This is a genomic window from Anaerotruncus sp. AF02-27 (assembly GCF_003465835.1).
Classification (GTDB): domain Bacteria; phylum Bacillota; class Clostridia; order Oscillospirales; family Ruminococcaceae; genus Anaerotruncus; species Anaerotruncus rubiinfantis.
On the sequence record NZ_QSBX01000011.1, the window covers coordinates 16,471 to 29,867 of the forward strand.

General features: G+C 51.9%; 13 protein-coding genes and 2 pseudogenes. 14 read left to right on the top strand and 1 reads right to left on the bottom strand.

Annotation, left to right across the window (positions count from 1 at the left end; genetic code table 11):
* Positions 1–136: 136 nt before the first annotated feature.
* Positions 137–451 (bottom strand): helix-turn-helix domain-containing protein, encoded by a 315-nt coding sequence (locus DWV16_RS10065; protein WP_002576937.1) that lies wholly within the window; start codon positions 449–451, stop codon positions 137–139.
* A 157-nt stretch (positions 452–608) separates the two neighbouring features.
* On the opposite strand from DWV16_RS10065, the gene DWV16_RS10070 reads away from it, so the two are divergent.
* The 14 genes and pseudogenes from DWV16_RS10070 to DWV16_RS19600 form a co-directional block, all read left to right on the top strand.
* Positions 609–1,151 carry an SLOG family protein gene (locus DWV16_RS10070; RefSeq protein ID WP_002588984.1) on the top strand — a complete coding sequence of 181 codons (543 nt, stop codon included), beginning with the start codon at positions 609–611 and terminating at the stop codon, positions 1,149–1,151.
* A 107-nt stretch (positions 1,152–1,258) separates the two neighbouring features.
* Positions 1,259–1,429 (top strand): hypothetical protein, encoded by a 171-nt coding sequence (locus DWV16_RS19330; protein WP_166434156.1) that lies wholly within the window; start codon positions 1,259–1,261, stop codon positions 1,427–1,429.
* 53 nt (positions 1,430–1,482) lie between these two features.
* Positions 1,483–1,716, top strand: a complete 234-nt coding sequence (locus tag DWV16_RS10075; RefSeq protein WP_002576934.1) for an immunity 17 family protein — start codon at positions 1,483–1,485, stop codon at positions 1,714–1,716.
* A gap of 11 nt (positions 1,717–1,727) precedes the next feature.
* Positions 1,728–2,231, top strand: coding sequence for a DUF2004 domain-containing protein (locus DWV16_RS10080; RefSeq protein ID WP_002588985.1), 504 nt, complete (start codon positions 1,728–1,730; stop codon positions 2,229–2,231).
* A gap of 36 nt (positions 2,232–2,267) precedes the next feature.
* Entirely contained in the window at positions 2,268–2,594 is a 327-nt protein-coding gene (locus tag DWV16_RS10085; protein WP_002588986.1) for a DUF5713 family protein, read from the top strand.
* A gap of 5 nt (positions 2,595–2,599) precedes the next feature.
* A pseudogene (locus DWV16_RS10090) lies at positions 2,600–3,546 on the top strand (DUF4241 domain-containing protein).
* 27 nt (positions 3,547–3,573) lie between these two features.
* Complete coding sequence (locus DWV16_RS10095; protein ID WP_002588988.1) at positions 3,574–4,017, top strand: Imm51 family immunity protein; 444 nt, start codon at positions 3,574–3,576, stop codon at positions 4,015–4,017.
* Entirely contained in the window at positions 4,007–4,336 is a 330-nt protein-coding gene (locus DWV16_RS10100) for a hypothetical protein (protein WP_171902266.1), read from the top strand. The genes DWV16_RS10095 and DWV16_RS10100 overlap by 11 nt, the downstream gene beginning before the upstream one ends.
* Positions 4,337–4,354: 18 nt before the next feature.
* A complete protein-coding gene (locus tag DWV16_RS10105; RefSeq protein ID WP_002588990.1) occupies positions 4,355–4,654 on the top strand; it encodes a hypothetical protein in 300 nt (99 codons plus the stop codon).
* Positions 4,655–4,669: 15 nt separating this feature from the next.
* Positions 4,670–5,620 (top strand): hypothetical protein, encoded by a 951-nt coding sequence (locus DWV16_RS10110; protein WP_002588991.1) that lies wholly within the window; start codon positions 4,670–4,672, stop codon positions 5,618–5,620.
* Positions 5,617–6,027: a hypothetical protein gene (locus DWV16_RS10115; RefSeq protein ID WP_002588992.1), complete on the top strand. Its 411-nt coding sequence runs from the start codon at positions 5,617–5,619 to the stop codon at positions 6,025–6,027. Before DWV16_RS10110 ends, DWV16_RS10115 begins: the two co-directional genes overlap by 4 nt.
* 11 nt (positions 6,028–6,038) lie before the next feature.
* Positions 6,039–7,007, top strand: a complete 969-nt coding sequence (locus DWV16_RS10120) for a hypothetical protein (RefSeq protein WP_007862364.1) — start codon at positions 6,039–6,041, stop codon at positions 7,005–7,007.
* Positions 7,008–7,049: 42 nt separating this feature from the next.
* Positions 7,050–13,022 (top strand): DUF2185 domain-containing protein, encoded by a 5,973-nt coding sequence (locus DWV16_RS10125; RefSeq protein WP_118479055.1) that lies wholly within the window; start codon positions 7,050–7,052, stop codon positions 13,020–13,022.
* Between the two features lie 15 nt (positions 13,023–13,037).
* Positions 13,038–13,397, top strand: a pseudogene (locus tag DWV16_RS19600) (hypothetical protein); the annotation flags it as partial.

The window sequence follows — 13,397 nt, forward strand, 5'->3', positions numbered from 1 at the left end:
TGTGTTCAAAGGGGCTTGGGGGCACTGCCCTCAACAAGCAGTTTGTGGCGAAATGGATAGCCACAAGCATTGCTTGCCACAATATGCTGCGCATAAAATGAAAAACTAACGACGGGACGCTTACTGCCTCCTATCGTTAGTTTTCTGTGTTTAAGCGACTTATAAAACCAATCAGCATAATCAAATCGTCATCTGACATCTTTCTCATTCCGTCCAAAGCCTTCTTGATAAGCTGAGGGTTATTTTCCTGTGCATCAAAAAATTGAAGCGGTGTGATTTCAAAATACTCACAGATGTTGAGGAACTGCTTCATAGACGGCATAGAACGCCCAGAGGAAATCGCCTGAATATAGCTTCTGTTCTGCCCTAACTCCATGCTCATCTGATATTCTGAAACACCTTTTTTCAATCGCAATTCTGTGATCCGATTGCGGATAAATTCTTCGTCCATACGCTCACCTCTCTGCTCTTTTAGCATAGCAGAAAGCAATTCTTGATACTTCGTATGTATTGTGTTATAATTTTATAATACAACCTTTATACGCATTATTATTTGCGTTATTTTTGCTTTATATGCGTAATCAAGGCAGTTATCAAGGGTGATTTATATGAATCAGTATGCCTGCGCCATTACCGGCCACCGACCAACAAGATTTTGCTTTGGATATAATGAGGAAGATCCCCTATGCCAAAAATTAAAAGAATGTCTCCTGGAGCAGTTTCGGATACTTCATGACGAGAAATTTGTCCGTACTTTTTTTGTCGGCGGTGCTCTTGGTGTGGATATGTGGGCTGGAGAACAGCTGCTGACATTGAGGGCACAAACGGGATACGAAGATATTAAAATTGTCGTTGTAGTTCCCTTCATCGGTTATGACTCTAAATGGCCGGATCAGAGTAGACATAGATTGAAAAAGCTGATCCAAAACGCAAACGATTCCATTGTTATTTCACATTCTGCGGATGTTTCCAGTTATAAAAAAAGGAATTACTATATGGTCGATCATGCAGAGTACCTTATCGGTGTGTTTGATAATCAGAAAAAGCTGCGCTCAGGTACATCACAGACAGTCAACTATGCCTTGCATCAGGGAAAAGTAATCACTCTGATCCATCCAGACACTATGGAGATAACAGCCCCTGCGCCTTAACAAATTCACAAAAATTTTTCATTAGCATTTCCAACAAAATATTTTCATTGAAGGGGTGCTGTGATATAATAAGATATAAAACTACGCTCAGAACAAATGGTGCCGCTATGAACAAATATATTGGACAGCAATTTGCTGCTTTAAGATACGAAAAAAATATTTTGGTTGTTGAAGAAACTACATCTGCTGGTGGATGCGGCTCCTTCAACGCGGCTTCTTCATGTCCTGCGTCAGCCTGTCTTTATGACAGTGCGGCGTGGGGCTTTTTTATTGTTTGAAAAGAGTATGAAAAGAGAAATACCAGCAGGTATTTGCGTGAGGAGGAAGTAGAATGAACAGTGAACAGATCACAGCATTTTTGCAAGAGCATTGGTACATTGCCTCGGTGCTCATCGGGGCCGTGATTTTAATTGGGGCGATCCGCAACTGGAACTGGCTCTGCGACCCCACTGGTACGCGGGATGCCCACCGCCACAGCAGAGGATACCGGCGGGTGGTGTTCTTCCTGCTGGGCGTCCTTTTGATCGTGGTGAGCATCTGGGGATTTGTGCTGAAATTGAAATAAGAGGTATATCTATGAAACTGAATTGTAAACGCATTGATTTTACATATACACCCGGTGAGGAAATCTTCAACTTTCCCGAGGAATCGGGACTACCCTTTATCTTCGATGTAGAGGAAGAACTGACCGGCGATCCTGCTGTCATGGATGCGGTGGGAGAAATGCTGGATGAGGCGGAGAAATTGGCGGAGAAGGCCAAAGCCGCCATCAAAGCGGCGCTGGCAGACGAGGACAGCCGCTACCATAGCGTTGTGACATTTTTCATGGAGTTCCATCGGGACGATGTAGGCCCGGATATTGTGGCGGAACTTTTTCCGGGAACCGACCCAGCCAAACTGTCCTTTGCTGAGATGGTTGACTTTTTGAAGCTCAAGCGGTTCGGCAGTCTGGTGGATAGCGAGATGAACCAGCAAGTTTTCATTCTGGATCTGTCCTTTAACCCGGAGATTACCGACGAACTGATGGTAATCTACTTTGATTTGAACAAGGAGATTTTCTGTATCACACATGAGAGCTGAGCGTGACTGACATACACGAGGAAAGGAGCAATCCCTATGAAAGCATTTGACCCCAATTACAAGCTGCTGGACGAGATGTATCAGGACGATTACTATCCTGCTTTTCTGGTGGACAAGGTAAAGGACGAGCTTCAGAAGGTCATCGCCCTGCTGGAGAGTGGCGAAACCGACACCGAAGTGGTGCAGGAAACGCTGGACGAGGCGGTCTGCGGCATCAATGATCTCCAGGAGGAGTTTGACGAGAACGACAGCGAGATCGAAACGGTGGCGCGGGAATGTATTGCGGCAACCGTGGCCTACATTCTGGAGTGGTTTGGCATCCCCATTGACACCGAGGAGGCCATCCGGGAACGGGACTGGTGAACCCTATGGCAGAAAAAGAACTGGCCCTTTGTGATGAGTGCGGAAGCCTGTTTTTCAAAGGCTCCTCACAGATGATGGGGCTGTGCCAGAATGTGCCCATGTTCTCTATGGCTACCCGAATTGTGACCATCATTTTCAGGATGGCCGGTGTGTGAACTGCTATTGGGACGGCTCAAAGAGTGTGTACATCAAGAAGCAGAATCAACAGGAGGAAACTGATATGCCTACAACTGAATGGCTGAACAAATACGAAGCAATCAAGGATAAATTGACCTGTAAAGATGACTTGGAGGCCCATTTCACAGAGAAAGTGATTGGGAACATGGCGGTGGATGTGCTGGACATCGGCACCGTCCATTTCCCCACCGGGCAGATTTTCGCCTGTGATCCGCTGGTGGAACTGGAGGACACTCTGCCGTTCCTTCAAACGATCCCCGCCGGAACTTATCCCGTAAAAATCTGCGTGGTGCCCAGCGAACAATACGGCGACCGCTACGCCTGCGTCAAGGTAGAGGTCAACCAGGAAAAACCTGTCCGCTATGAGCTGGGCATGGTGGGCAACGAGGATCTGGACGAGGAACTGGGCGAGGACGAGTATTTTGGCTTTGGCGTAGACGCCGGGATGGGCTGCGTTGCGGACATCCAGACCCAGGCGGCCTTCAAGGCATACTGGGCCAAGCGGCTGGAGGAGGACCCTGACATTGACCCCTATAACAACCTGTTCTGCGACTTGCTGGAGGAAAACGCCAAAGCTCACCCCAAATATCAGGGGGACTGCGGCGACTGGCTCAACTGGACAGTGCCGGACACGGACTGCAACCTGCCCATCTTTGCCTCTGGCTGGGGTGACGGCTACTATCCCGTCTACTTTGGGTATGACGCAAAGGGCGAAGTCTGCGCCGTGTATGTGCGGTTCATCGACATTGAAGCCAGTTATCAAGAACAGGATTAAAAATGTGACAGAACAAAGGAGAACACTATGAAAGACCTTTGCCAATACGGAAACCGACCGGAGGACGAATGGGAAATCTTGCCCTGGATACCTGACCCGCGCCCGCCCTTCAAAATTTGGGTGAAGCTGGAGCAGATCGCGCCATTCTTTCTCATTCCCCACCACCCCTATGCAATCTCCCTTCTGCTGAAAATCAGCGATGGGTTTCGGGCAGAAGAATTCTGCCGGCTGGGACTGACCGGCAGCAGCGGAGACTGGGAACGGCTGGTCCGGGGCGTGATCCGGGAGTTTGAGGAAAATAACAGCGGCGTGGATCTGTTTCACTTCGACTCCGACGAAGATGTGTTCTGCGTGTACTCCCAATACATCGACGATTTGATGCTACTGTCCAAAATGATCCGGGCGGCCTGTGACAATGAAAAAACGATGGGGACTTATCTGGGTATAGGTGAGGTGGAAGATGAGAAATAAGGAGCAGGAGATGGCATGGCGAAAAGTAATAGAAGCCTGCATGGAGGATGTGAAACACCACTTCGATGACATCCAGCAGGCCATTGAGTTTGGCTGCTACATCCAGCCGGACAACTACTTTGTGTCCTACATCTTTGCCACGGACTCGCAATTAGAGACGGCGCGGCAGAGCGGCCTGACGGAACAGATCAATTCCTATCACAGAGAGCAGCTGATAAAGAGTCATTACCCCATTGAGGGAATCAAGGACTGCACCTTTGCCTCACAGGAGGAATGTGACCGGGAATTTGGCGGGAATTGGTATTACTATTTCAAATGATACGATGAAGGGATCGAGATGATCGAGTACATCAAGCTCTTTTGGGCGGGCGCACCAGAGGGTGAACCATCGGTCATCCTCTATGAAGTGGATACCGAAAATGAGCGGCTGGCCCTCCGCTCCATTGACATCTTTGCGGATGGCCGCACCCGCAACATCCCTGACCTTTACGACGGTGTCATCGAGATCACGCCGATCCCCACCGTGGAGGAATTGAACGCCCATGTCTGGGGCGAGGAATTCCACGCCTGCATCATAGAGCAGGCGGAATTTGAGGCCATCTGGGAAACTCACACCTATGATGGAGCGTTAAAGTAGCCAGGAGGAGACACTATGAACAAACCTATAAAAGCCAAAAATCTGCCGTTGTTCTCCATCATTGACCTGAACCAGCTGCGCCGGGAAAACCATCTGGAGGGCACAGAAGTGACAGACTTTTTCACGGAAAGGGATGGAAAAGTCTATCTTCTCATGGAACAGCCGTCCGAAACACAGGGTAAGGACTGGCTCAGCACTCCTTCCACCTATACCGCAGTGGAAATCCAGCTGGATTGGGCGGAACAGCGGGTGCTGGAAACGACGCTGTTTCCTCTTGGCCTCTTGAAGTTCCAGTTCCATTATTTGCGGCCCGCAGGTGACCACTTCCTCCTGCTGGGGGCAAGATGCGCCTATCGGGAAAACGGCCCCGACCAGAACGCCTGGATCGTCAGCCGGGACGGAGCTGTGCTGTCCCGTTTCTGCCTGGGGGATGGCATTCAAGACTGTGTGGTAAAAAAAGATGGCACCATCATTACCAGCTACTTTGACGAAGGTGTATTTGGTAATTACGGTTGGGATGAACCTCTGGGTGCTTGCGGTCTGATTGCATGGACATCGGAGGGAACTCCTCTCTGGAAGAATGAGAACTATTCCATCTATGACTGCTACGCCATCAGCCTGGACGAAGAAGAAAACCTGTGGTTTTATTATTACGATGAATTCCGGCTGGTGCGGACGAACTTCAAAGAGGACTTTGTATTTGAACTGCCAATCGAAGGAAGCGGAGCTTTTTCTGTTGCCCCGTCCGGCAATACCTTCCTGTTTCAAGGCGGATACCAGCAACGGGATAAATTCTACTTCCTTACCGCTCATGGTGATCACCTTGGGAAAAAACAGGAGGCTATTCCCACCTGTGACGGAAACAAGGTCGCTGTGGAGCAGTGCAGCCTGCTTCGCAGCCGGATGTTGTTCCTTGGAAAAGATGGTGTGCTCTATGGAGGTATTTGGGGGAGCGATGGCCAATGAAACAGTCTGATATTTATACCGAGGCTCTGACCTGTCTGCGCTCCATCCTTCTGGCAGACCATCCAGAGTTCCAAAACTGGATCGACTGGTTGGAGCGGGACATTCAGGACTGGAACCAGCGGCGGGAGGTTGCCCACCATCTTCGGGCATACGGAGGTATGGGCTCGTTCAACGACCTGCCCAGTATGCGTGGAAATCACGACTATATTTTCGACTTTCTCAAGTCCGTGTGCTATGCCTTCGGCCATCTTTATGGCAAACGGGAAGGCATTTCTCCGGAGGCATTGATGGAGGAGTGCCTGCACGATGTAGAGCAGGCAGCCTATCACCCCCATAAGGCACTGAACCAAGCCATTGCCCAGCACTTGATGCAGGGCGATTTACAGGAAAACCTGGATAGGCTGTAGGAGGACTTGTTATGAACAAAAGACTATTCCGCACCCAATTCAATCAAATGGAAAACATCGAGAAGCAGGTGCTGATGGAGAGCCTGGCTGCCCGTTATGATATGACCTTTCTCGGTCTACATACTTTTGACCGCTGGGGCCAGAGCTGCACCACCGGCATCTTCAAGAAAGATGGTCGGGAGTTCGTCTTTGTCCCCGGCGATACCGTCACCCTGGGCTGGGAGCAGTTTGCCGTGGGACTGAATCAGGAGAGCTGGGAGGAATTGGAGTATCTGTTCCGGGAATGGGAAATGGAGCGGGACCCGGAGGAGATGATTCGGGAAAGCATGGCTCCTGTTCGGCAGGTGGCCATTGGACCCATGCTGGTGGGCCGGGAGCTGGAGGAAATTAACTGGGAGCCAGTCAAACTGGAGGACCCACGACTGCGCTCGGAATGGTTGGAAGATTTTCGCCAATTCGCTTTGACCGACAGGGACAGTCTTACTCTGGCAGGTCGTGCCCGTTTCGAACGGGATAGTGACAGCTGGCAGGTCAGCCTCTATCACGAGGTGGACTATCTGGACTTTCAAAACCGGCTGCAAAAACAGGGCTTCTCCCTGCCCACGGCGGACGAGTGGGCCTACTTGTGTGGCGGCGAGTGCCGGACCCTGTTCCCATGGGGAGATGGGTTAGACTACTCCATGCGTCTGCGCTGGTTTGAGGATATGGATGAGGATGAGAACCGGCCTTATGACATGGAGGAACCCAACTTCTTCGGCCTGTCTATCGCCTACGATCCCTATATGCGGGAAGTGGTGCAGGCTGATAGACTTACCACCTGCGGCGGTGACGGCGGGTGCAATATCTGCGGCGGGCTGGGCCCATTTCTCGGTTTCCTACCCTGTTCGCCCCACTGTAAGCCGGAAGTGCAGGAGGACAAGGAACTAAACGGAGATTATGACTTCTACCGGCCCATTATCCGGGTGGAGAACCATGATTGACAATAGAAGCTTGATACGAAATAAAGAAAGAGAGGTGCCGACATGGGAGCATGGGGTATAAAAGCATTAGAGCGTGACGAAGGGCTGGATGTACTGGACATCCTCAAAAATGAATATGTACCGGAGCATCCGGTAATGGATCTGGGCGAGATGATTGAACTGATGAAAGAGGAAGTCATGCTGGGATCTGACTTCTCACAAATCGACTTTCTCTTTGACAATACTGCGATGGCTCTGGCGGAGCTGTATTTTCAATGGAAGGATAACGGCAAGCTGGACTACGATCATGAAGAAGCTATATGGGATAAAGTCACCGGTTTCACAGCATCCAAAGAAGCACTTGCTTTCCTGCTGCGGCAGCTCACCGACATCAAAAACGAGGTGCCGGACGAGGACGGCATCCGTGAGATTATGGATCTTTGGAAGAACGAGGATAGCGGTGAGATCGCTCCTGCGTGGTTGGAACACTTGAATCAGCTCATTGATCGACTGGATTCAGAACAGGAGGCACGACAAATGTATATCAAAAAATACTGGGGCAACTTTATTGGCGGTTCCGATGACAGTCTGAACCTTGTGGCATTTTTAGAGGATCAGAAAAAGGAGGAGATCCCCCTCAGCGAGATTTTCGCCAAGATCGGTCTGGACAAGCAGAACTGGGACTTTCGCCAAACCGTGGAGTACCTGGAGTTTACACATTCCGATGGCGTGGAAATGGACTTCCACTTCGCCATTGATGTGGTCACCGACCTGGCCGCCATCCTGCTGGAGTGCAGCGTCAGTGGCAGTGTAAACCTTCAGGATCTGGACGAGTACAACACCCCCATCCGCCGTATCCGCATCACTGCTACGCCGGAGGAGCACGAGGCCATGGACAAGGCCCTGGCGGACTTTGCCCAATCCCCCCTGACCTATGACCTCCATGAAATGATGGACGACGAGGAGATTCAGGAGATGGCACATCATGTGGAGGCGCTGCGGAAGGAACTGTACGAGGCCGCTGGCCGCAACCGGGACTACCATGTGAAAGCGGAGGATGTGAAATCTCTGCTCCCTGACTGGAAGGGTGCCGATGGCTGCATCGCCACCAACCGCATCACAGTAGAGGGCCGCAAGGTGGGTTACTGCTATCGTGAGATTCCAGACGGTAACTGGGACAGCGGCTGGCGCTTCACTGCCGGTGACGAGAGCGATGAGTACATGGACGACCCCAACAATGCCGGGATTTACAAGCTGAACACAATTTGCAACGACGATCCCGACATCATTTCTCTGCTGAACACCCCCGCCCCCTGCGCCTTTGAGCGGGATGAGAACGGTGTGTTCCAGCAGATCAAAGACTGGAAACCGGATGAGGACGAGGAGGACCCTGATATGGACATTTTGAAGCAGTGCCAGAAGTGGCATGAGGAGAGCAAACAACATAAAATTATTGATGCGCTGGAGGCCATCCCCGCCGAGGAGCGTACCCCTGAGATGGACAGTGAGTTAGCCCGTGCCTATAACAATCTGGCAGACCCACATAAGCCAACTTGCAAAGAAATGCTCAAAAAGGCCCTCGCTCTGCTAAAGCCCCATGAGGAATACTTCGAGGACGATTATTACTGGAACTTCCGCATGGGTTACTCCTACTTTTATCTGGATCAGGAGGGCCGGGCTCTGCGATATTTTGAAAAGGCATTGGAAGTCCGCCCTGGTGACGATGACACCAAAGAGTTTATCGACCGGTGCAAGCAGGGTATTTCTCTGCCGCAGTTCTGGGAGTGCTTCCGAGAGCGGACAGAGAACTGGTGGGAAACCTTTGCCGAGATGGAAGCAGAATTGCGCCAGATGATGGATGAGGACAAAGATCATACCCGCGGCGCAGAACTCGTGGCCCAAATGGAGGACACCCTGAATCTGGTTTTTGATGAAATTTCCTTCGAGCTGGGCTTCAATGGCGAAAAGCATGAGCTGATCCTCACCCCGGAGGGTAATAAGGTCAAGCTGTTTGAGCTGGTCTACTTCCAGAAACACGCCCCAAAGGAGGTGCTGGAGCACTGGAACATCCTTGTGGGCCGTCAGCCCTCCCAGAATATCGGCCTGCGTACCGACGACAGCTGGGACATCTCCGGTGAGGATGTGCAGATCTGGCTGGAGGAACAGGGCGAAAACAGTTTCAACATCTCCGCCTACTGTGAAAAGCTGCTGCCTATGCTCCGGGAGGCGGAAGGCCGAGTCTGGTGGATGCTCACCACCCTCACCGATCAGATACTGGGCGAGATCCCCCACATGAGATACATAGACAGTTTTGATGTGCTGGAGGAACCCAAGGCAGAGCCGTCCTTCCTCCTGTCCCAGCTGCCCGACAAACTGCGGGAGCAGGGCCTGGAGCTCTCCACCGATCCGGAGGCCTATCTGGAGAGCTATCTTGGCTACGAAATGAAACCCAATGAAGACCCCAACGCCGATTGGCGGCTGGATGTAATGGCCGGTTCCACCTGCTGTGTGCCGCTCATCAACGGCTATCTGAATGCCGACAACGACTTTATGGACGATCTCCATGCCGACGGAGCGGTAGCGGGCTTTTTCTGCTATCCCCTGGATACCTTGCGGGAGGAGGAAGGATCGGAAAAGATTTTCGACTTCCGGGACAAGCTGGAGGAATTGTTCACCACCGTGGACGGATCGGAGATGCTCGCCCTCATCGGCGGGGCCACCGGCCTCTACTGTGGCTATGTGGACTTCATCGCCTGGGACATCCGAGAGGCGCTGAACATGGCGAAAGAGTTCTTTGAAGGCACGGATATCCCATGGGCCATCTTCCACACCTTCCGCCGTGAAGCCGGTTCTGTACCTCTAAAGCAACAAGATGATGGGACAGAAACTGAAAATCAGGATGACGAGTTGGATGAAACGCTTACGGGCATGGACTATATTCCTTATACCCAACAGGACGCCGAAGCATTCTTCGCTCAGCTGGAGCAGTGGAACGACGAGGACGAGTACACCCGCTGCATCCAGGCACTCAATGCCATCCCAGAGGACTGGAGGAACTATCGCACCGCCTACGCCCTGGCACGGGCGCTGGAGAACTACGCCATCATCGGGGACCATGATGAGGGTACTTTGAAATTCAAGAGAGACAAAGCCCTCCAGAGGGCCATTGAGGTGCTGGAGTCCGTCCGGGAGGAAGGTCAGGACAAGGCGGAGTGGAATATGCGGATGGCCTACGGCTATCAGTATCTCTATGGTCAGGAGGAAAAGGCCATTCCCTACGCCCAGCGGTGGGCAGAGCTGGACCCGGAGGATGAAAATGCCCCGGCGGTAATTCGGGAGTGTAAGGCGGAGATCCGGAAACGCCAGCGCAGCCGGAAGAAGAAGGCCAAATTCGTGCCCGGTGATACCCCATTTGAGGGTTTCGACCTCACCAACTTCTGGGATGATAATTGGTATGCACTGAAAGAATATGTCAGTGATCCGCCTTCCGATGAGCTGATTGCCAGCGTGGAGGAGGAACTGGGCTACAAGCTGCCCGCCGCCTACATCTGGCTGATGAAGCAGCACAACGGCGGCATTCCGGTGAACACCTGCTATCCCTGCGATGAGCCTACCTGTTGGTCAGATGATCATGTGGCCATCACCGGCATTTTCGGAATCGGACGGGAAAAGAGCTGCTCCCTCTGTGGAGAGCTTGGCAGCCAGTTTATGATCGCTGAGTGGGAGTATCCTGCCATCGGTGTGGCCATCTGCGACTGTCCAAGCGCCGGACACGATATGATTTTCCTGGACTACCGGGCTTGCGGCCCTCAGGGAGAGCCTGCGGTAGTCCATGTGGATCAGGAAAATGACTATAAAATTACCCATCTGGCAGACAGCTTTGAGGAATTTATCCGCGGACTGGAGCATGAATCCCTCTATGATCCGGATGAAGATGCAGAGGATCTTGAAGATGACGCCGACGAGGAGGAAACCGACCATAAGGGTTCCTTTGCCGGATCTGTGCTCCTCTCCAAAGCAGAGTGGGACAAGGAGCAGTTGATTCGAGATCTGCGGGAAGAATGGGGTATCGTAGATGAGGAGCCGGATGAGGGCGACGAAGATGTTGAGAACAGCGATGACGCTGTGGTAATGCGGGTCGGCAATATGATGCTGATTGTGACACTATTCCACGGTCACATCCCGGACAATGAAGCAGAGATCAACGCCGAAAACAACTATATGTGGCCAGAGGCCGTAGAAGTGGCCAAAGCGCACAAGGCCCATATCATGGTGGCTGTGTTGGGCGAGGAGGAAAAACTGCTGGAACGAGGTAAGCTGTTCACCAAGGCGATGGCAGTGTGCTGCAAGCAGAAATACGCCACCGGTGTCTACACCAGCGGCGTGGTATTTGAGCCTCGTTTCTATGAGGGCCTTGCCGATATGCTCAAAAAGGACGAACTGCCCATCTTCAACTGGGTTTGGTTCGGCCTGTACCGGAGCGAGGGGGGCCTAAACGGCTACACCTACGGCATGGATGTGTTTGGCAAGGAGGAAATGGAGGTGTTGAACACCGACGCTGAGCCGGAGGAACTACGGGACTTTTTGGCAAGCCTTGCCTCCTATGTGCTGGCGTGTGATGTGACGCTGCAAGACGGCGAGACCATCGGTTTTTCTGCGGACGATAAGCACACCATCACCCGCAGCCCCGGTGTCTCTCTGCCAGAGGAACAGATGACCCTGAAGATCGGTTACGAGCCTATAAAGGGAGATCCGGAGGATGACGATGACAGCATAGGAATGGATGATGTTTCCTATCATATTGAGAACCTTGAGGAGAAGGAGCTTCCCATTGACCCCATCAACGCCTACAACCACATGGCGATTTATTTGCGCTGGTGCATGGAGCATGACCTGATGGGCGGGAAATTCCTGGCGGAGCATGGCGAAGTGGTAAATCAGGTCAAAGCCGATCCAGGCAACACAGACCTACGAACATTCATCCGGGAGGAGCTGTTCGGCTGTCTATTCTCGGCTCTGTTCAATCAGAAAGGCCGTGCCTTTGCCCATTATTACTATGGAGAAATTGATGCGCCCTATTATCCTGCCGACATTGATGACTATGCCCTGAAATATTTTGGTCCGTCCCGATACCACTCCAATGAATTTCAACAGGAGGCATACTTATTCATCCCCTTTGACGAGGACTACTATCAGGCTATGGCAGAGGTAATTGAGGAACGCTTCACCAACTGGCAGGGACAGGACTTTGACGAGGATACGCTGGAGCCTTCCGAGGTGGCGCAGGCCATTATGGAGTATCTGGACTGTGAGTGTACCTATTTCCCGTCTATGGCAGATGATGATCCCATCATGTCAGCATACAGCTACGCCCGGCGGCTGGGGGTACGGGAGGGCTTTGTTCCCGTACTTATCCAGGCGGATGATGAAACGCAGTTGGAGTGTCTGGTGATGAACGCTGACCCGGAGCATGATGCGGACTTCTATGAATTTGACCTCAAAACCGTGGAGGAGTATCGAAAGAAGATGCTCTCCGCTCCCATCAAGGACGGAAAGGCGATTTTGGAGGAATTGACCGGTCAGCGCAAGGAAGAAGCCGAGGACGATGATCTGGACTGGGATGAGGAAGTCCTGGGCGAGATGGAGGGCGGAGAACCCAACGACCGCTTCGCAAACTATTGGAACGATGATACCGGAATGACATATCCGCTCATTCTGGCTAAAATTCCGGTAAAGAACCCCTGGGAGATCTTCGCCTACCTGCCCTTTGGAAATTGGAATGAGTGTCCCGACACACCGGACCTGATGGCAGTGGCGAAATACTGGTTCGAGCAACATGGTGCCATCCCTGCCGCCATGAGCCACGATGAATTGGAGTTTGAACTTCCAACTCCGATTTCCAAGGAAAGAGCTATGGAGGTGGCTGTGGAGCAATATGGTTTCTGCCCAGATCTGGATCAGAATGAGGATGGAAGCATTGGCTCCTTGGCAGCTGTCCTGTGGCAGTCCACCGTCTGGTATTTCTGGTGGGATTGATGGGAGGTGCGACCAATGACAGAATATCAAAAAACCTATATCGAACTAAAAAAACAGTTTGTTGCGACCAATGAAGGTCCGGACAGTGTCCGCGCTCTATATACCTTCAAGGAAGAACTTGAGCAGAGTGAGGATCAGCAGGCCAAGGAAGTGCTGGTGGATGTGTATGATCTACTGGACTTCAAGAAGGATGCCTATGAACTGCTCTGCCAAATCGGAAATCGTTCCGATAAAAAGACCCTCAAGCGGCTGGGCACGCTGAAGGACTATGCGGAAAACTGGGGCAATCATTATGCTCTCCCCAAGCCCAAAACGCCGGAGGAAAAGCAGAAAGAGAAGGAACGGCAGGCCCAGCTGGGCCTGCCCGCCCTCCCG